Origin of the sequence: Hyunsoonleella sp. 2307UL5-6 (assembly GCF_047345485.1) — a bacterium.
Taxonomy (GTDB): Bacteria; Bacteroidota; Bacteroidia; order Flavobacteriales; family Flavobacteriaceae; genus Jejuia.
In genome coordinates this window covers 28,980-49,414 of the sequence record NZ_JBLFEN010000007.1, presented here as the reverse complement: position 1 = coordinate 49,414, position 20,435 = coordinate 28,980, and the positions used below count along the sequence as shown (strand labels likewise).

At 31.9% G+C, this 20,435-nt stretch carries 20 protein-coding genes; 15 read left to right on the top strand and 5 right to left on the bottom strand.

Annotated elements, in window-relative coordinates:
- Positions 1 to 35: 35 nt before the first annotated feature.
- On the bottom strand, positions 36 to 908 hold the full coding sequence (locus ACKGJY_RS12995; RefSeq protein ID WP_413974333.1) for an MBL fold metallo-hydrolase: 873 nt from the start codon (positions 906 to 908) through the stop codon (positions 36 to 38).
- A gap of 109 nt (positions 909 to 1,017) precedes the next feature.
- On the opposite strand from ACKGJY_RS12995, the gene cyoE reads away from it, so the two are divergent.
- The 14 genes from cyoE (at position 1,018) to tsaB (ending at position 12,974) form a co-directional block, all read left to right on the top strand.
- Positions 1,018 to 1,911, top strand: coding sequence for a heme o synthase (gene cyoE, locus ACKGJY_RS12990; protein ID WP_413974332.1), 894 nt, complete (start codon positions 1,018 to 1,020; stop codon positions 1,909 to 1,911).
- 1 nt (position 1,912) lies between these two features.
- A complete protein-coding gene (locus ACKGJY_RS12985) occupies positions 1,913 to 2,494 on the top strand; it encodes a cytochrome c oxidase subunit 3 (RefSeq protein ID WP_413974331.1) in 582 nt (193 codons plus the stop codon).
- Between the two features lie 303 nt (positions 2,495 to 2,797).
- Positions 2,798 to 3,790 (top strand): cytochrome c oxidase subunit 3, encoded by a 993-nt coding sequence (locus ACKGJY_RS12980; RefSeq protein ID WP_413974330.1) that lies wholly within the window; start codon positions 2,798 to 2,800, stop codon positions 3,788 to 3,790.
- A 48-nt stretch (positions 3,791 to 3,838) separates the two neighbouring features.
- Positions 3,839 to 4,219 (top strand): cytochrome C oxidase subunit IV family protein, encoded by a 381-nt coding sequence (locus ACKGJY_RS12975; protein WP_413974329.1) that lies wholly within the window; start codon positions 3,839 to 3,841, stop codon positions 4,217 to 4,219.
- A 97-nt stretch (positions 4,220 to 4,316) separates the two neighbouring features.
- Positions 4,317 to 5,039, top strand: coding sequence for a hypothetical protein (locus ACKGJY_RS12970; protein WP_413974328.1), 723 nt, complete (start codon positions 4,317 to 4,319; stop codon positions 5,037 to 5,039).
- Entirely contained in the window at positions 5,023 to 5,778 is a 756-nt protein-coding gene (locus ACKGJY_RS12965) for an SCO family protein (RefSeq protein WP_413974327.1), read from the top strand. Before ACKGJY_RS12970 ends, ACKGJY_RS12965 begins: the two co-directional genes overlap by 17 nt.
- Entirely contained in the window at positions 5,771 to 6,304 is a 534-nt protein-coding gene (locus ACKGJY_RS12960) for a DUF420 domain-containing protein (protein WP_413974326.1), read from the top strand. Before ACKGJY_RS12965 ends, ACKGJY_RS12960 begins: the two co-directional genes overlap by 8 nt.
- Before the next feature lie 12 nt (positions 6,305 to 6,316).
- Complete coding sequence (locus ACKGJY_RS12955) at positions 6,317 to 6,535, top strand: hypothetical protein (protein ID WP_413974325.1); 219 nt, start codon at positions 6,317 to 6,319, stop codon at positions 6,533 to 6,535.
- 106 nt (positions 6,536 to 6,641) lie between these two features.
- Positions 6,642 to 7,343, top strand: coding sequence for an ABC transporter ATP-binding protein (locus ACKGJY_RS12950; RefSeq protein ID WP_413974324.1), 702 nt, complete (start codon positions 6,642 to 6,644; stop codon positions 7,341 to 7,343).
- Positions 7,336 to 8,565, top strand: coding sequence for an ABC transporter permease (locus ACKGJY_RS12945; RefSeq protein WP_413974323.1), 1,230 nt, complete (start codon positions 7,336 to 7,338; stop codon positions 8,563 to 8,565). The genes ACKGJY_RS12950 and ACKGJY_RS12945 overlap by 8 nt, the downstream gene beginning before the upstream one ends.
- 2 nt (positions 8,566 to 8,567) lie before the next feature.
- Positions 8,568 to 9,812 (top strand): ABC transporter permease, encoded by a 1,245-nt coding sequence (locus tag ACKGJY_RS12940; RefSeq protein WP_413974322.1) that lies wholly within the window; start codon positions 8,568 to 8,570, stop codon positions 9,810 to 9,812.
- 12 nt (positions 9,813 to 9,824) lie between these two features.
- Positions 9,825 to 10,946, top strand: coding sequence for an efflux RND transporter periplasmic adaptor subunit (locus ACKGJY_RS12935; protein ID WP_413974321.1), 1,122 nt, complete (start codon positions 9,825 to 9,827; stop codon positions 10,944 to 10,946).
- 2 nt (positions 10,947 to 10,948) lie between these two features.
- Positions 10,949 to 12,295, top strand: a complete 1,347-nt coding sequence (locus tag ACKGJY_RS12930; RefSeq protein WP_413974320.1) for a TolC family protein — start codon at positions 10,949 to 10,951, stop codon at positions 12,293 to 12,295.
- A 4-nt stretch (positions 12,296 to 12,299) separates the two neighbouring features.
- A complete protein-coding gene (tsaB, locus tag ACKGJY_RS12925) occupies positions 12,300 to 12,974 on the top strand; it encodes a tRNA (adenosine(37)-N6)-threonylcarbamoyltransferase complex dimerization subunit type 1 TsaB (protein WP_413974319.1) in 675 nt (224 codons plus the stop codon).
- Here the strand turns inward: tsaB and ACKGJY_RS12920 are convergent.
- The 3 genes from ACKGJY_RS12920 to ACKGJY_RS12910 are packed head-to-tail and all read right to left on the bottom strand — an operon-like array spanning position 12,971 to position 16,296.
- Positions 12,971 to 13,786 (bottom strand): mechanosensitive ion channel family protein, encoded by an 816-nt coding sequence (locus ACKGJY_RS12920; protein WP_413974318.1) that lies wholly within the window; start codon positions 13,784 to 13,786, stop codon positions 12,971 to 12,973. The genes tsaB and ACKGJY_RS12920 overlap by 4 nt on opposite strands.
- Before the next feature lie 48 nt (positions 13,787 to 13,834).
- Positions 13,835 to 14,194: a DUF1304 domain-containing protein gene (locus tag ACKGJY_RS12915; protein ID WP_413974317.1), complete on the bottom strand. Its 360-nt coding sequence runs from the start codon at positions 14,192 to 14,194 to the stop codon at positions 13,835 to 13,837.
- Entirely contained in the window at positions 14,191 to 16,296 is a 2,106-nt protein-coding gene (locus tag ACKGJY_RS12910) for a thioredoxin domain-containing protein (RefSeq protein WP_413974316.1), read from the bottom strand. The genes ACKGJY_RS12915 and ACKGJY_RS12910 overlap by 4 nt, the downstream gene beginning before the upstream one ends.
- Positions 16,297 to 16,572: 276 nt before the next feature.
- Here ACKGJY_RS12910 and ACKGJY_RS12905 point away from each other — a divergent pair, with 276 nt between their 5' ends.
- On the top strand, positions 16,573 to 18,786 hold the full coding sequence (locus ACKGJY_RS12905) for a beta-glucosidase family protein (protein WP_413974315.1): 2,214 nt from the start codon (positions 16,573 to 16,575) through the stop codon (positions 18,784 to 18,786).
- Positions 18,787 to 19,091: 305 nt separating this feature from the next.
- Here the strand turns inward: ACKGJY_RS12905 and ACKGJY_RS12900 are convergent, their stop codons facing one another.
- Positions 19,092 to 20,429 (bottom strand): endo-1,4-beta-xylanase, encoded by a 1,338-nt coding sequence (locus ACKGJY_RS12900; protein ID WP_413974314.1) that lies wholly within the window; start codon positions 20,427 to 20,429, stop codon positions 19,092 to 19,094.
- Positions 20,430 to 20,435: the final 6 nt, after the last annotated feature.

Genomic DNA, 20,435 nt, shown 5'->3' with positions numbered 1-20,435 from the left:
TTACATAAGCTATGGAACACTCTAAATTTTTTTATCTATTCCTCTTCTCTCAAACTCTGATAAAACGTTCGCTTTATTTTTTCAGAAGAAATAAAACAGCAGCCATAATCCAAATCGTCATAGGTTTTTGTAATTGCTGTGTTTGCAACTATATCATCTTCAGTTTTCCCCGCATTAATTTCAGTTAAAACATTAGTTTTAATAGATTCTAACATGTTTAAAAATGTTTCGTATTCTGCTTTATTTGATAAAGCACCGTGGCCAGGAATAATTTTAGTGTTATCATCAATTAACATTAATCCTGTTTTTACAGCATTTATGTAACCTTCCACACTTCCACCAGATTTTAAATCCATGTAAGGATAGCGTCCGTTAAAATAAGTATCACCAGTATGCAATACATTGCTTTTAGTAAAATATAACATAGCATCGCCATCAGTATGCGCATTATCAACGTGTATTACAAGTACGTCTTCACCATTAATTTGTACAGTTAGTTTATCGCTAAACGTAATAACAGGTAAAGCTACTTCAGGACTTTTTGCTTTTAATCGTTTTTTTACATTATCGTGTGCCATAATGGTGGCACCTAAATTTCCAAAATTTTCGTTACCTCCTGTATGATCTCCGTGGTGGTGTGTATTCATTACTATTTTTATAGGTTTATCGCTTAGTTGTTTTATGGCATCTATAATTTTTTGAGTTAATGGCGCAAATTGATTATCAATAATTAATACACCGTCCTCTCCAATGGAAACCCCAATATTACCACCAGCTCCTACAAGCATATATGTGTTTTCTGTAAGTTTTGTGGTTTTAATAGTGACTTTATCAAAACGCCCTTGCGCATAATTTGAAAGACTGATTACAAAGAAAAATAGAAGAATAAATGATTTAAAGAATTTCATAGCTTTTTAATTTAGTTACTAGCTGTGTTAAAGATATTAAAAGTTAAAGTAGCATTGCTCAAATTAGTTTTAAGGCGTATCTTTGCACTCGCAAATAAGCACTATAGTATTGAGCAACTCAAAAACTTCATTAGCAGCGCCTTCGGTAATTTCGGATTTTAAAGAAATTACAAAAATGCGCTTGTCTATTAGTGTTGTTTTCTCTTCACTAGCCGGTTATTTACTTGGCGTAGATGTAGTCGATTTTAAAATACTAATCTTACTCGCTTTGGGTGGTTATTTTATGGTAGGCGCTTCAAACGGGTTTAATCAAATTATTGAGAAGGACCTAGATGCTTTAATGCATAGAACGAAAAATAGACCTATTCCTGCAGGACGCATGAGTGTATCTACAGCGTTTATTATTTCATCGGTATTCACACTTTTAGGTATTATCATTTTATATAGTATTAACAAGCAAACGGCTATGTTTGGTGCTATTTCTATTTTTTTATATACCTGTGCATACACCCCTTTAAAAACTAAAACACCTTTAGCTGTTTTTGTTGGCGCTATACCAGGCGCTATACCATTTATGCTAGGATGGGTGGCTGCTACAGACGATTTTGGTATAGAACCAGGTACTTTATTTGCTTTACAATTTTTTTGGCAATTCCCTCATTTTTGGGCTATAGGTTGGTTTTTGTATGACGATTATAAAAGAGGAGGCTTTTTTATGTTACCAACAGGAAAACAAGATAAAGGTACAGCTGTACAGACGATAATGTATAGTATTTGGACGGTGCTAATTTCCATAGTTCCCGTATTTGGTTTTACTGGTAAGTTACAACTGTCTGTTATTTCGGCAATATTGGTTTTTGGACTAGGACTTTGGATGATTTTTTATGCAGTACGGTTATTTAAATTAATGACAGAGAAGGCTGCAAAACAGTTGATGTTGGTAAGCGTATCGTACATTACTTTGGTACAAATTGTTTATGTAATTGATAAATTTTTAAGGTAAAATGGATTTAACTCAAGGAACACCGCAAGAGAAAAATAGTAGAGCAAAGAAAATGATGCTTTGGTTTGGTATCGTATCTTTAATTATGAGTTTTGGTGGGTGGACTAGTGCTTTTTTAGTAAGCAGGTCTAGACCAGATTGGGTTAAAGATTTTGAGCTACCAACGGCTTTTATAATAAGTACTATTGTTATTGTAATAAGTAGTGTTACATTTATTTTAGCAAAACAAGCTTTAAAAAAAGGTAAGCGTAAAGCTACCTCTATTTTATTACTGGTTACTTTGGCACTTGGAGTTATTTTTATATTCAATCAGTTTGCAGGATTTCAAGAGATAATAAATTTAGGCTATAATTTTACGGGGCCAACTAGTAATGTTACCATGTCTTACATTTATTTAATAGCAGCAGTGCATATTTTACATGTTATTGCAGGATTGATTTGTGTATTAGTTGTAATTTATAATCATTTTAAACAAAAGTATAATGCTGATAGTTTATTAGGTTTTGAATTGGCAGCTACCTTTTGGCATTTTATTGATATTCTTTGGGTCTATTTATTCTTGTTCTTGTATTTTGTTGGGTAAGGCATTTACTAAATTTAATGAAACTGCTTTAAAAACAAGGTGTTGGCGGGTATGCCCGCGTTAGGGATTGAACGGCATGTTTGAAATCCCCGACGCAGGAGGGATTGAGTAGAGAAAGCCCGACCGAAGTGATTTTTCTAAGGTTTCTTGCACTAAACGAAGTGAAAGTGTTTCTCTTAATATTCTAGAACGAAGGTAACGCCCAAATGTAAATGGATAGGTAGGTAATTTTTAGAGCGAGAGATTTCGTTAGATAAATAAATTGATTATTTTTGTGCAACTTTTAAATAACAACCTTTATATATGAGTACAGTAGTAGCAGAAGGCAAAACTTGGGGTGGAGGTAACAAACCTTTACAGGCGAGTTATGGTAAAATGATGATGTGGTTTTTCATTGTTTCCGATGCATTAACTTTCTCTGGGTTTTTAGCAGCCTACGGATTTTCTAGATTTAAATTTATTGATGCATGGCCTATTGCCGATGAGGTGTTTACACACTTTCCGTTTTTACACGGTGTAGATGCACCTATGTATTACGTGGCATTTATGACGTTTGTATTAATCATGTCGTCTGTAACTATGGTTTTAGCTGTAGATGCGGGTCACCATATGAACAAATCTAAAGTTACTATTTACATGTTTTTAACCATTATAGGTGGTTTTATATTTGTAGGCTCTCAAGCTTGGGAATGGAATACGTTTATTAAAGGTGATTACGGTGCTGTACAAACAAAAGGTGGTAATATTTTGCAGTTTGGGCACTATGTAGATAAAGATGGAGAACAGGTGTTTAAACGTGTAGCAGTTAGAGATTTTGCTATTGCTGCTCCGCACCAAGAGAGAGTGCAACACGAACGTAAAAATGGATTGTGGTTTGTAGGTGAAGGTAGTTTGCCTAATTATACCATGGATGAAGTAATACATGGTTTACAAGCTAATAAAGATGTATTAGTGCGTACTCAAATAATAAACGAGGAGGGTGAAAAGACCGTTTTGTCTAGAGCAGAATCTATAGATCAAATAATGAAAAATGGTAAGACTTATGTTGAGGGTGCTAATCTTAAAGTAAATGAATATGGATCGCCGTTATTTGCAGATTTCTTTTTCTTTATTACAGGATTTCACGGATTTCACGTATTTTCTGGTGTAGTAATTAACATCATTATTTTCTTTAATGTTGTTTTAGGGACTTATGAAAAACGTAAGAGCTATGAAATGGTAGAGAAAGTTGGTTTGTATTGGCACTTTGTAGATTTAGTTTGGGTATTTGTATTTACTTTTTTCTACTTGGTTTAATAAATAAATTGCTTTAGAAATAAAGAGTTATAATAATAAAATTTTAAAATGGCACACGAACATAAATTAGAAATTTTTAGAGGCTTATTAAAGTTTAAATCTAATACTCAAAAAATTTGGGGTGTTTTAATCATATTATCTATAGTTACTGCTGTAGAAGTTGCTTTAGGTATTATAAAACCTGAATGGTCTATGGGTAAAGTTTTGGGGATGAAAATTTTAAACTGGATTTTTATTATCCTTACCATATTCAAAGCTTATTATATTACTTGGGATTTTATGCACATGCGAGATGAAACCAAAGCGCTTAGACGTATGGTGGTTTGGACTACCATATTTTTAATTATATATCTTATGTTTATATTATTACAAGAAGGTGGGTATGTGTTTGATGTGTATGATGATGGGTATATAAAAAGAGACTTTTAAACATAATTTAGTGTTAAAAATATATAATGAAGGTGGTTTTTAATAACCACCTTTTTTATTTTTGCAAAACTATTTATAGATAGTAAATCACGATACTATGAATTATAAGAAAGTAGGCATATATTCAATTTTAGGAGTTTTATTTTTTCTTCCTGTTACTTTTTTATTGTTTTTATACCCAGCAACTCACAATTATACGCCACTTGATATTGTAAATGAAAATGTTTTTGATTTAGAAGGGTTTACTTCTAGAGGAGAAGATAAAATACTATTACAAGACCATATTACGGTTTTAAGTTTTTTGGGGAGTACACCAATGGAACGCTTAACTGTAGCATCAAACCTAAAGGAATTAGTGTATGATAAATTTAAAGGGTTTAAAAAATTTCAAGTAGTATTATTGGTGCCTAAAGGAAGTGAAGCAGATGCTGAAACGCTTAGAAAAGAAATTAGCCTTTATCAAGATTTACGATTTTTACACGTAGTTTATGGTACACCAGAATTAATTAAAGTAGTTTTTAATAGTTTAAAACATAATGAAACTCTTGATACTACTTTAGCTTCTGATAATGTTTTTATTATAGATAAAGATTTAAACCAGCGTGGGAGAATAGACGATAGAACAGATAATGAAATTGAGAAAAATGCTGAGGTTTATGGACTTAACGCTTACAATTGTATAGAAGTAGCCACTATAAAAAATAAAATGAGTGAAGATTTACGCATTGTTTTTACCGAATATAGACAAAAGCGTAAAGGAGAATTTAATACTGATACACGAAGAGCAAGCGATATAAAAAGTAGTGATGAAAAAAACTAATTATTCTTACATAGGTATTGCGTTTATTATTTTGGTTTTTGGAATATTGTTTGTGCCTAAAATTGTAGATAGAATTTCTAATAATGATATAACTCGAAAAGAAAGTAGGAGCGATCAAAAACTAAAAAATAAGGCGTTAAAGCAATCTGATTTAGTGTTTATTGAAAATACAAACAATGGTGAGAACCGAAGAGTACCAGCGTTTAGCTTTGTGAATCAATACGGTAAACAGGTTACTAATAAAGACTATGAAGGTAAGGTATACGTTATAGAATTCTTTTTTACAACCTGCCCTACCATTTGCCCTAGAATGAATAATAATTTGGTGCAAATTCAAAATACATTTGAAGATTTTGAGGATTTTGGAGTAGCATCATTTACTATAAATCCTGAATACGATACACAAGAAGTTTTAAAAAATTATGCATCAACTTATGATATAACCAACCCTAATTGGCACTTGCTTACTGGTGATAAAGCTGCCATATATAAATTAGCAAACGAAGGTTTTTATATTTATGCAGCTGAAAATAGTGCTATAGAAGGTGGTTTTGAGCATTCAGGAAATTTTGCACTTATAGATAAAAATGGATTTATTCGCTCTAGAAAAGATGCCTTTGGTAATCCTATTATTTATTATAGAGGTATCACATCAGAAGAGGAAGGTACAGATGATAATGGTGAAGTTGAACAAATAAGTATTTTAAAAGAAGATATTAAAAAGTTGCTAAATGAATAAGTCAAACGCATTACTAAACGAGAAAAAATACAATACGCTAATTGTTGTACTATCAGTTGCAATTCCTGTAGTTGTTGCTATTTTATTTGGTGTTAAGATTGATGCTGAATTACCCATTTTTTTACCACCTATTTACGCCACTACCAATGCTATTACTGCTTTGGTTTTAGTGTTTGCATTTATAGCTATTAAGAATAAAAATATAAAGCTGCATGAACGCTTAATGAAGTTTGCTATAATACTATCTGTTTTATTTTTGGTAATGTATGTAGCGTATCATATGACGAGCGATTCTACAAAATTTGGTGGAGAGGGCGCTATTGCTTACGTGTATTATTTTATACTACTCACACATATTTTATTGTCTATTGTTGTTATTCCATTTGTACTAATTACCTACGTTAGAGCCATTACTAATAATATTGAGAAGCATAAAAAAATTGCTAAAATTACATTTCCTTTGTGGCTTTATGTAGCTATTACTGGCGTTATAGTTTATGTTATGATCTCACCATATTATGCGTAAATTTGGTACATTATGAAACAAAAATTTGTACTCCTTCTCTTCACTCTTTTATTTACTGTCGCAATAAATGCGCAATGTGCTATGTGTCGTGCCGTTTTAGAAAGTGAAGCTGGACAAAGTACAGCAGAAGGAATCAATAACGGTATTGTATATTTAATGGCTATCCCTTATATTCTTGTGGGAGGTTTGGGGTATTTTATTTATTACAGATTTTTTAAGTTAAAAAAATAATAAAAGTTTTTTTTCATTTTTATTGTAACATTTCTTTGCACTGTTAGTCTAATGATAAAGTAATTTCATCAATAGTAGCTAATTTAACGTTCTAATCAATCAAAAAATGCTTAAAATCAGCGAATTACATAAGTCTTATGCTATAGGAGATTCTAGCCTTCACGTTTTAAAAGGAATCGATTTATCTGTAGATGAGGGGGAAATGGTAGCTATTATGGGGTCTTCAGGCTCTGGTAAGTCTACTTTGCTTAATATTATTGGGATGCTAGATATAGCAGATTCAGGTGAATATGTACTTGATGGATTACCAATTGATAATCTTACAGAAAAAAAGGCAGCTGTTTACAGAAATAAATTTTTAGGCTTTATTTTTCAATCTTTCAATCTAATAAATTACAAAAATGCGTTAGAAAATGTAGCGCTACCATTATATTATCAAGGTTTAAAACGAAAGAAACGTCAAGAACTAGGGATGTTTCATCTGGGAAAAGTTGGTTTAGCAGACTGGGCAGATCATCTACCAAAAGAATTATCAGGTGGACAAAAACAACGTGTAGCCATTGCTAGAGCCTTAGCAGCAAATCCTAAATTACTTTTAGCCGACGAACCAACAGGAGCCTTAGATACAAAAACATCTCATGAAATTATGGAATTCATTCAGCAATTAAATGATGAAGGTAAAACCATTTTAATGGTAACACATGAAGAAGATATCGCTAATATGTGCAAACGTATAGTAAGGCTTCGTGATGGTGTAATAATGGAAGATAAAAAGGTAACCCAAGTTAGAGCAAGTCAGTATGTTTGATATAGACCTTTGGCGGGAAATATTTCAAAGTATTAATAAAAATAGAACGCGGAGCTTACTCTCTGGTTTTACTATTGCTTTTGCTATATTATTATTTACTATCCTTTTTGGTATCGCCAATGGGCTTCAAAACACATTTAAAGAAGCATTTGTAGACGACGCTACAAATTCCATTTCTATTTTCACAGGAAAAACTACTAAAGCGCATAATGGACTTCAGGCAGGTAGACGTATTCAAATGAAAAATGAGGATTTGGATTATATCGAAGAAGAGTTCGATAATAAAATTCAATACCTAACAGCTAGAATTTATAGAAACACTTTAGCGTCTTATAAAAACGAAAGTAATACTTACGATTTAAGAGCAGTACATCCAGACCATCAATTTCTAGAAAAAACATTAATCATTGATGGTCGTTATATTAACCAGAATGACTTAAAAAATAAAACTAAAGTAGCCGTAATTGGTCGACTAGTAGAAGAAGATTTATTTATTAAAACAGATGCTTTAGGTAAGTACATCAATTTAGGCGGTGTGCAATATAAAGTGGTTGGCGTATTTAGAGATGATGGAGGCGATAATGAAGAGCGTAAAATATATATGCCAGTAACTACGGCACAAATGATTTACGGTAATAACGATTATATAGATCAGATAAATATTGGATATAATCCAGCATTAAACTACGATCAAGCTATATCTTTTAGTAACCTATTAACTAGGAAATTGAAGACAAGGTTTGAAGTAGCTAGAGACGACCAACGCGCCATTAGGGTTAGAAATATGGCAGAAGCAACAAAATCAGTTAATGCTATGACTGTAGGGTTAAGTGTTATAATTATTGTAATAGGTTTTGGAACTTTAATAGCCGGTGTTGTTGGTATAAGTAATATTATGATTTTTATAGTAAAAGAGCGTACTAAAGAAATAGGTATTAGAAAAGCACTTGGAGCATCTCCAAAATCTATTGTATCTATAATTTTAATAGAGTCTATTTTAATTACTGCCTTATCAGGTTATATAGGTTTATTAATTGGCTTTGGCGTTTTAGAATTAGCTGGTCCAAGTTTAGAAACATACTTTATAAAAGACCCTGGCGTTAGTAACGGCTTGGTAATTGGGGCAACCATGACTTTAATAATTGCAGGAGCAATTGCAGGATACATACCAGCCCAAAAAGCATCAAAAATTAAACCAATAATCGCCTTAAGAAACGACTAGTTATGTTGAGATTTTTATTTGATAGAGATACATGGCAAGAAGTTTTTGATAGCTTTAGCAAAAATAAACTAAGGTCTATTTTAACTATGGTAGGCGTTTGGTGGGGTGTTTTATTATTAATAGGTCTTTTAGGATCTGCCAGAGGATTAGAAAACTCATTTAACCGATTATTTGGAGATTTTGCTACTAATAGTGTTTTTGTATGGGGGCAAAGCACAAGTAAACCTTTTAAAGGATTTCAAAAAGGTAAAATGGTTAATTTAACGCTTAGTGATGCTCAAAAAGTTGAGGATAATGTTGAAGGCATTGAGTTTGTAGTACCCAGAAATCAAAGACCTGCTAAAATGGATAGAAAGTTTTTATCAGGAAATTTTAGTGTTGCTGGAGACTTGCCATTATTAGATAAAGTTCAAAAGAAAAAACTAAAGAACGGTCGTTTTATCAATGAAGCTGATATGGCGAGTAAACGAAAAGTTGCAGTCATTTCAGACGAGATTTATAAACAATTATTTGAGAAAGATGAAGAAGCTATTGGAGCCTATATACTAATAAACGGTATTAATTTTAAGGTTGTTGGTGTTTTTAAAACATCCAATGTGTCCATGGGGCCATCATCCGACGTTCATATTCCTTTTAGCACTTATCAACAAATTTTTAATCAAGGTGATAAGATAGGATGGATAATGATTACTGGGAAACCAGAATTTAATATCAAACAAATTGAAGCTGACTCAAAATTACTACTAAAAAACTTAAATAAAATTCATCCTGACGATAAGCGTGCTTTTGGCAGTTTTAATCTCGGTGATGAGTTTGCAAAAGTTACAGGATTTTTAACAGGAATGCAGTTTTTAACTTGGTTTGTGGGTATAGCAACACTTATTGCAGGAGTATTTGCAATTGGTAACATATTGCTAATAACTGTAAAAGAGCGTACAAAGGAAATAGGTGTACGTAGAGCATTGGGAGCAACACCTTACGAGATTAAACGACAAATTGTTGTAGAAGCAGTTTTTTTAACTATAGTAGCAGGACTGTTTGGAATTATTACTGGTGGGTGGATTTTAATAGGTTTAGATGCTCTATTTGGAAAAGGAGATGATGCCACTATAGTAAACGCATCAGTATCTATCGCTGTAGTTTTTATAGCACTTTTAATATTAGTAATATTAGGAACTTTAATTGGTTTAATACCAGCTTTTAAAGCTACAAGTATAAAACCTATAGAAGCATTACGAGAAGAATAAACAATCAAAAAAATGAATAAAACAGTAAAAATTATTTTAGTTCTATTAGCGATTATTGCTTTAGTTTTCGTGTTAAAATATTTTATGGATGCCAACTCTAAAGATGTTGAAGAGTTTGGGGTAGAATCGCCATTTTATACAACTATAAGTTCGCAAGCAGTCGCAACTGGAAAATTAAATCCTGAGGAGGAAATTGAGTTAAAACCACAAATTTCGGGTATAGTTGATCAAATTCTTGTTGAAGAAGGTGATATTGTTAAAAAAGGTGATTTAATTGCTAAAATTAGAGTAGTTCCAAACGAGCAAAGTTTAGCAAATGCTAAAAGTAGAATAGCTACAGCAAAATTATCTGCAGATAACGCTGCAGTGCAGTTTAAACGCGATAAAGATATATTTGAAAAAGGTGTTATTTCAGTTCAAGCTTTTGAAAATAGTCAATTAAGTTTTAATCAGGCCAGAGAAGCATTGCGTCAAGCACAAAACGATTATCAAATAATAAAGCGTGGTTCCATTTCTGGTGGAAGTGCTGCCAACACAAATATTATTGCCCAAATACCTGGAACAATTTTAGAGATACCAATAAGAGAAGGCGACCAAGTGATACAAAGTAATAACTTTAATGCAGGTACTACAATAGCTACTATTGCAGATATGAGTAATATGATTTTTGAAGGTAAGGTTGACGAAGCTGAAGTAGGAAAGCTTAAAGAAGGTAAAGATATAACTGTTATTTTAGGTGCCATAAATGATGAAGAATTTCCAGCAAAATTAACTTTTGTAGCACCAAAAGGTATAGAAGAAAACGGCGCTGTACAATTTACAATTAAAGCAAATGTAACTTTAGATAAAACAACAAATATTCGTGCAGGATATAGTGCGAATGCCGAAATAGATTTGGAAGGTAAAGACAGTGTGTTAGCCATAAAGGAAGCGCTTTTGCAATACAAAAGATCTAGCGATAAACCATTTGTTGAAATAAAAAATGAGGATGGTAAATTCAAAAAGAAAAATGTAAAGATTGGTATTTCTGATGGTATTAATGTAGAAATTATTGATGGCGTTGAAGAAGGTGATAAAATAAAAGTTTGGAATAAAGCTTCTGATGATAAGGAAGATGAAGAAAACGACGATTAAGCATGAAGAAGTTAATTAATAATACAATACTATTGGGGCTGTTTTTTGTTGGATGCTTAGGGTTTTCTCAACAAAAACAATGGACACTTAAAGAGTGTGTTACGTATGCTTTAGAGCAAAATATTTCAGTACAGCAATCTCTTTTAGACCAAGATTTAGCTATAATTGATGAAAACCAAGCAAAGGCTAATTTTTTACCAAATTTTAATGCAAATGGATCTTTTGGTATTAATACAGGTGCAAATATTAACCCTGCTACAAACCAGTTTGAGAATTCTACATTCCAGTCTGCATCTGGAGGTTTAAGTTCTGGAATTAATATTTTTTCAGGTTTACAAAATTGGAAAACACTACAGCGCGCCCAATTAAACAAAATAGCAAATACGTACCAGTTGGAAAAAATGAAGGACGATATTTCAATATTTGTGGCAAACTCATTTTTATCTATTTTAGCTAATAAAGAGCGGCTTAAAGTTTTAGTAGCACAAAATAAAGTTACAAAAGAGAATATTGAAAATACATCAAAACTTTTAGAATCTGGGGTATTACCAAAGGGTGATTTGCTAGAAATAAAAGCTACTGATGCTACCCAACTTCAACAAATTATTTTAGCAGAAAACACACTTTTTATTTCTAAGCTTGGTTTAGCTCAAGCATTACAAATAGAAGATTATGAGAATTTTGATATTGTAGATGTAGACTATAATTTAATTCCTGAAACTATATTAGAAAACAGTCCTAAAACAATTGCTGAACGTGCTAGGGAAGAGGTAAACGATGTTAAAATTGCGTCTCAAAATTTAAAAATAGCCCAAAAGGATTTAGAGTTAGCTAAAACAGGCTATTTTCCTACGCTTTCAGGGTTTATAAGTTATAACACGCGATGGTCTAGTGCACAAATAAATCCGTTTACAGGCGAAGAAATAAATTTTATAGACCAATTATATTTATTTGACGGTACTTCTGTTGGTTTGCGGTTAAATGTGCCTATATTTAATCAATTTACAACGCGTAATCAAGTAAAACGGAGTAAACTTAACGTAGAGCGCTTAAAACTTCAAGAAAAACAAGTTGTTCTAGATTTAGAGTCTACAGTATATCAAGCTTATAATGATGCGAAAAATTCAAAAAAAGCTTACGATGCAGCCATTCAGGTAGAAGAGGCAAGAAAACTCGCCTTTAACTATGCTCAAGAACGTTATAATGTAGGCGTATCTAATGCTTTTGATTTGAGTCAATCTAGAGCGCAATACGATACTGCCTTGTCTGATGTAATTCGAACCAAGTACGATTTTATATTCAGTTTAAAAGTTTTAGAGTTTTATTTTGGTATCCCTATAACAAATTAGAGATTTGAGTTATATATTAAGTTTAGAAACAGCAACAACCAATTGCTCTGTATCACTCTCTAAAAACGGTAATACTATAGCATTAAAAGAAGATGCTAGAAATGGCTATTCTCATGCCGAAAAGTTACATGTTTTTATAGATGATGTTTTAAATGAGGCTAAGGTGGCGCGTTCTCAAATTGATGCTATTGCAGTAAGTAAAGGGCCAGGGTCTTATACAGGATTACGTATTGGTGTATCTGCAGCTAAAGGACTGTGTTTTGCTTTAGAAAAGCCTTTAATTTCTTTACCTACCTTAGAGGTTTTAGCGCATCAGTATTCTATAGATAGTGGTGTTATAGTTGCTATGTTAGATGCACGAAGACTAGAAGTATATTCTGCTATTTTTGATAAGAATTATTCGCAAATAAGAGCAACTCAAGCCCAAATACTCGATGAAACTTCATTTTCAGAATACTTAAGTAAAGGAAACGTATATTTTATTGGGAATGGTGTTACTAAAACTAAAGAGATTATCAATCATTCAAATGCTATTTTTATTGAAAATAAACTTCCGTCTTCAAATGAAATGAGTGCAATAGCATATGACAAGTACAAAAAAAGCGACACCGAAGATGTCGCTTATTTTGAACCTTATTATTTAAAAGATTTTGTGGCTTTAAAGCCTAAAAAATCTTAAGAGTCCTTATGTATTTCAACACTGTGTGGGTAAGGTATTTCAATACCAGCAGCATCTAGAGCTATTTTACATTTTTCAATAGTACCAAAATATACATCCCAATAATCGGCTACTGTTGCGTATGGTCTTACTGCAAAATTTACTGAGCTATCTGCTAATTCAGAAACATTTACCGAAGGTGCAGGATCTTGTAATACTTGCGGATTATCAGTAAGTACTTTTAATAATACATCTTTAGTTTGTTTTATATCTGCATCATAACTTACCCCTATTGTTAAATCTACACGTAACTTTCCTTCAGTGGAGTAATTTGTAATATTTCCATTAGATAAAGCTGCATTGGGTATAATAACTTCCTTGTTTGTTGGTGTTATTATTTTTGTAGTGAAAATTTCAATTTCTTTAACCACACCAAGTTCACCTTGAGCTTCAATTAAATCTCCAATTTTAATAGGTCTAAAAATCATTAATAAAACACCACCAGCAAAATTTCCTAAAGAACCTTGTAGTGCTAATCCGATTGCTAAACCTGCTGCCGCTAATATAGCTGCAAACGAAGTTGTTTCAATCCCTAATGTGCCTAAAATAGATACAATTAATATGATTTTTAAAATCCAACCTATAAGATTTAATAAAAACTTTTGAAGGCTTTCATCATAATCCTTTTTTGTCATTATTTTTTTAACGGTTTTAAGTAATTTTTTAATTACCCAAGACCCAATTATCCAAATGACTATTGCTCCTAGAATTTTTAAACCATAGTCTATACCTAATTGAAGCCATTTTTCTGTGTCGATGTTTTCTAAATCCATATTTTTTTAAGTTTTAATAAAAGTGATTTTTTTTAAATGTGTTAAAGATTAATTAGTAAAAAGCAATATAATTAAAGTAGTGATTGCAGGGACTGCTTGCACATAAAATAATTTTATTTGCTTTGTTGAGTAAGACCCATAAATACCTGCAATAGTCACACATATCAAAAAAAATATTGCAATATTAGTGGTCTTCGTATAAATAGAGAAAACTAACCCTGCAGCTAAAAATCCATTATACAATCCTTGGTTTGCAGCTAAAACCTTAGTGTCTTCTGCAAATTCTTTTGATTTTAATCCAAATGCTTTTATGCCTTTTGGTGTTGTCCAAAAAAACATTTCTAAAATTAAGAAATAAAAATGCTCTACTGCAACAATACCTATAAAAACTATGGTTATAGTACTCATTTATTTAGTAAATTAATTGCTTTTTCTACTTTAGAAACAGGTAATTTACAAGCTTTATTTACACAAACATAAATTAGTGTTTGGTCTGGGTTATATCTATTTTTAAGTAAAGGCATATCATTTTCAGATATACTTGCTGCTATAAGTTTGTTAGGGATGTAGTTTTTATTTAAGTCTACAATTTTCTTTTTAGCCTCAGTACCAACAATGGCAACTTCGTAAAACGGATTAGTATAGTTCAACATTAAATCAAACCAATTAGAATATACTGTAGGATATGCATTCATCTCAGGTTTTACATTATTTAGCATTGTAATAGCAGTTCCTTCAAACTGCTTATCATCAAAGTAATGAAATAATTTGAATAAATTTTTTGCCATCATAGAGTTACTACTAGGTATTACATTATCATAGTATACAGTATTTCTAGTAACTAAAGATGGGTCTTCATCAGAAGTGTAAAAAAATAATTTACTTTTTTCATCATAAAAATGAAGAAAGGTATATTTGGTCAAATTATTAGCAGTAATAAGCCAATTTTCATTTAAAGTAACTTCATATAGAGCAATATACGCATCTATTACAGTGGCATAATCCTCTAAATATCCATTTATTTTACTTTTGCCTGCTTTATAGGTGCGGTTAAGTCCTCCATCTTTTCGTAATAGTTTAGAGGTTATAAAATTTGCGTTATTTTGAGCAGCTTCTAGATATTTTTCCTCTTGAAATACGCGATATGCATCCACATAACCTTTTAACATTAATCCATTCCAAGAGGTTAAGGTTTTGTCGTCCATTCTTGGTTTGGGTCTTGTATTACGGGCTTTTTTAAGGATTGTTTTCCACTGAGTTTTCTTTTCTTTAAGCTGTGCTTCAGAAAGGTTATGTTTTTTAGCGATATCAGTATCATCATCTGTTCTGATTAATACATAATTATCTTTTTCCCAAAGGCCAAAATTATTAATGTTGTAATATTCTGAAAATAAAATAAAGTCCTCTTTTAAAAGTAGTTGTAATTCCTCCTTTTGCCATACATAAAATGCGCCTTCTTCTAATTCACCTGAAGGAGTGGTGCTGTCGGCATCAAAAGAAGAATAGAATGCACCTTCAGAAGTAGTCATCTCTCGATTAATAAAATTCAATGTTTCTTCAACTACATCTTTATATAATTCGTTTTTAGTAAGTAGATAAGCATCTGAATATAAGCTTACCAATTGCGCATTATCATAAAGCATTTTTTCAAAATGAGGTATATGCCATTTTTCATCGGTAGAATATCTGGAAAATCCACCTCCAACGTGGTCATAAATACCTCCATAAGCTATCTTAGTTAACGTAAGGTTTATAAAATCTAAAAGTTTATCATCATTATTATGATACGCATATCGCATTAAAAAGTGATAGTTATTAGGCATCATAAATTTTGGAGCTTTATTTAGACCTCCATAGGTATCATCAAAACTTTTAGACCAATTAGAAACTCCAGTTGCAATAAATGGTTTTTTAAAAACAGGTGTATCTTTATTAACCTTTATCAGCGCTAATGAATTTATTCCATTTTGTATATTATTTGCCTGTTGTATAAGTTTGTTTGGTGTGTCTTTATAAATTTTAGAGAGTTGTTTTAAAACATTTATCCAGTTCTCTTTTTCTAAATAGGTATCTCCCCAAATAGGTCTTCCGTCGGGTAATGTTACAACATTTAGTGGCCAACCACCACTACCAGTAATAAGTTGTACAGCATTCATGTAAACTTGGTCTACATCTGGTCGCTCTTCTCTATCTACTTTTATATTTATAAAATTAGTGTTCATTACTTGAGCTACTAAGCTATCTTCAAAACTTTCATGCTCCATAACATGACACCAGTGGCAAGCAGAATAGCCAACGCTTATTACTATAAGTTTGTTTTCTAATTTAGCTTTCTCTAATGTTTTGTCATTCCAAGCATACCAATTTACAGGATTGTGTGCATGTTGTAATAAGTAAGGACTAGTCTCATGTATTAGTGCATTAGTATATTTGTATTCAGATTTTTTGTCTGACAACTCATTTTTGCAACTTATCAGTAAAACTAAAATTAGTAATATGGTATACTTCATATTCCAAATTTAGGTAAAAACAAGATTTTAAAAAAGCTTTAAAAACCTAATTAGGCTAAAAGTTTTAAGGAGTAAAAAATAGTAACATACCACAACCGTCTTGACAAGCGTTAAAAAAAAAATGGAGTATTTAACAATAATTAACTTAGTGATGTTACAACAAAAGTACCGGTTACATCATATATTCTAATATTTGCTCGATTAGTTCTATTTTTAAAATATACCACGACGTATTTTTACAATCAGTTAAAAACAATAATAAAATATAAATAATACATGAATATTACTATTAAGCATCGTTACATTTTAGCACTTGTATTTTCTATAATTTCATATAGTTCTATAGTTGCTCAAAATAAATTATCTAATAATTCTAGCGCTAATATTGTAGAGCGTAAAATTGACAGTATACTTCCGTTGCTAACTTTAGAAGAAAAAGTAGCCATGTGTCATGCACAATCAAAGTTTAGCACAAAAGGTGTTGAAAGGCTTGGTATACCAGAAATATGGATGTCTGATGGTCCTCATGGCGTAAGAGCAGAAATAAGTTGGGACTCTTGGGATTACGCGGGTTGGACTAACGATTCTATTACTGCATTTCCAGCACTTACGTGTTTGGCATCTAGTTTTAACCCAAACTTAGCTGCCCAATTTGGTGAAAGTATAGGTGAAGAAGCACTTTACAGAGAAAAAGATGTGTTGTTAGGTCCTGGTGTAAATATTTATAGAACACCACTTAACGGTAGAAACTTTGAGTATTTGGGTGAAGATCCTTTTTTAGCATCAACCATGGTTGTACCCTATATTAAAGGTGTTCAAAAAAATAATGTGGCTGCTTGTGTAAAACATTTTGCATTAAATAATCAAGAGCACTGGAGAAGTACTATTAATGTTGAAGTTAGTGATAGAGCACTACATGAAATTTATTTGCCTGCATTTAAGGCTGCTGTACAAGACGCCGGCGTTTGGGCTATCATGGGTGCTTACAATAAGTTTAGAGGACAATATACTACACATCATGAATTACTTACCAAAACTATTTTAAAAGGAGATTGGGAATTTGATGGTGTTGTGATAAGTGATTGGAGTTCTGCTCACGATACTAAAGAAGCAGCAATTAATGGTTTAGATTTAGAAATGGGAACAGGTACTGATGGTTTGGGTACTACAACATCAAACCATTATGATCATTATTATTTAGCATTACCATTTTTAAAAGCTATTAAAGATGGTGATATTGAAGAATCTGTTGTTGATGATAAAGTAAGACGTATTTTAAGATTGATGTACCGCACTACTTTAAAACAGAACAGAGGGTTTGGTAGTGTTAATACAAAAGCTCATCATGATGTTGCTAGAAGCGTAGCACAAGAGGGTATAGTTTTATTAAAAAATGAAAATAACTTTTTCCCGATTGAAGATAAACAAGGCATTACCATTGCTGTAATTGGTGAAAATGCAACACGCTCAATGACTGCAGGAGGTGGTTCATCTGAATTGAAACCACAGTTTGAAATTTCTCCGCTTGAAGGACTTAAACAACGTTACAAAAATGCTAAGATTATACACGCTATGGGCTACCATACTGGGCCATCTGTATATGACAATGTAATACCTTCAAAATTAAACCAAGACTCACTTAGGTTAGAAGCGCTTCAGGTAGCTAAAAAGGCAGATATTATTTTGTATGTGGGCGGTTTAAATAAAAGTCATTTACAAGATTGTGAAGGTGACGACAGACAATCTTTTGAATTACCTTATAATCAAAAAGAACTTATAAGAGATTTAAAAGCTATAAACCCTAAATTAGGAATGTTACTTGTTACTGGTAATGCAGTAGATATGCCATGGTTATCAAATGTTGAGGGCTTATTACAAACATGGTATTTAGGCAGTATGGCTGGTCATGCAATAGCCGATGTGGTTAGTGGAGATATAAATCCGTCAGGTAAATTACCGTTTTCGTTTCCTAAAAGGTTAGAGGATAATGGTGCACACTCGTTTGGCGAATTGTCTTACCCAGGAGATGGCACAAACCAATACTATAAAGAAGATATATTAGTGGGTTACCGTTGGCATGATGCCAAAAAAATTGAACCAGAATATGCCTTTGGTTTTGGTTTGTCGTACACCAATTTTAGTTTATCTAATATTAAAACAAATGCTACTAAATACGGTAAAGACGATACAATAAATGTGTCATGTAAAGTAACTAATACGGGAAATATCAGTGGCGCTGAGGTTGTACAAGTATATGTAGGAAAGAAAAAATCTAAGGTTAAAAGAGCTTTAAAAGAACTTAAAGGCTTTGAAAAACTAAATTTAGAAGCTGGTAAATCCAATACTGTTAGTATAAATATCCCAGTAAGTGCTTTAGCGTATTATGATGAAAGTAAATCTGAATGGAATATTGAAAAAGGAGATTATATCATATACGTTGGTAATGCATCAAATAATATTATTAAACAAATAAAAGTAAGTGTTAAATAAATTACTTTTTTAATAAGAAATTAATTCACTAAAAAGCTCGTTATTTATTTAATGAGCTTTTTTATTGACTAAAATTTATGTAATTGTAGTATATTTTAAGTGCAGATATTAAGCGTTTAGTTTATTAACTTTAGGTAAATTCTTTTAACAACTTTAAAAGGGATAGAGCAATCTTTCTATAATCTAAATTAGACGCATTTTGAGAGGTATTATTAAATCTCTATTACATATTTAAAACTACAATGCCCTGTAAATTTGATTTCCAGGGCATTGTAGTTTTTAAGGAAAATATACGTTAAAAAATGCTATTCCATTCCTTCTAATAAGCCTTCGTGAGATCTTTTAGGTGAGAAATCTTCATTATAAAATAGTCCCCAATCTGGTTGTCCCCAAAATTCTGGTAACCAAGATTCACTATCTCTCATACCCCAAAGCGTCAAAGCAAATTTGTTTTCATCAGGTATTGCATTATATATTTCAGCAACTTCTTTAGCTTTGTTTTGTTGTGCTATAGCCCTTTGTTGTGTTAAAGATGTAATATCATTATTTGGGTTTACTCTTATGTCTAATTCTGCAAAATGCATTTTTAAACCTCTAGATACTGTTCCGTCAACTACACTTTGTATTTGGGTTCTGGTAGGAAAATTAAAAGAAATATGCATTTGCGCACCAACGCCATCAATTAAGTTTTTTGATTGTAAATTATCTACAATAGCAAACATCGCATTTTGTTTGCCTGTATCGAAAGTAACATTATAGTCGTTGTAAAATAGTATTGCATTAGGATCTGCAGCTCTAGCATATTGATAACATTTTTCGATATAATTATCTCCCATTTTTTGTCTAAAAATTGAGTTTCTTAGTGCATTAGAGCCATCTTCAATAGCTTCGTTAACAACATCCCAAGATCTAACCTTACCAGCGTACCTTTGCATTACTGTAGTGATATAGTCTTCAACTAGGGTCTCAAACTCTTCATCTGTTCCAGAAAAATTATTCATCCAACTAGGGATAGAGTTATGCCAAACCAATGTATGACCGTGAACATCCATATTGTTGGCAACGCCATAATCTACTATGATATCAGATGCTGTAAAATCTAAGCTCCCTTCAGTCTTGTAGATTTGATCCATCTTCATTTCAAATTCTGCAGTAAGGCTATTAAACTCGCGAACCAAAACAGCATTATGGCTTCCTGATAAACGATTAGAGCGTACTGCCATACCCATAGAAAATCCATTTGCTGCATTCTTTAAAGCAGTATTATCAGTACTGGTTTCAGCAATAGTTACTGTTTTACTAACTGTAATGTCTGCATCAGGAGCTTCTACAGTTAACGTTACTAAATAATCTCCAGCCACCGCGTAAACATGTGTTTCTGGTCCGTCATTATCGGCAACACGTTCTCCATTTTCTGTAAATTGCCAATAACTAATTAAACCATTAGTTCCTGTAGAGGTGTTGTTAACAGTAATTTCAAATGTATTTGTTTCAGATATAGTTACTTCAAAATCAACAGAAATAGGTATTTCTCTTTCTTCATCAATAACTGTTACATTTAGATCATCATCACTTCCACAAGAAACAATTAGACTAAATATTATTAAAAGAAATATTTTTAAGTAATTAATTAAATTTTTCATTTATGC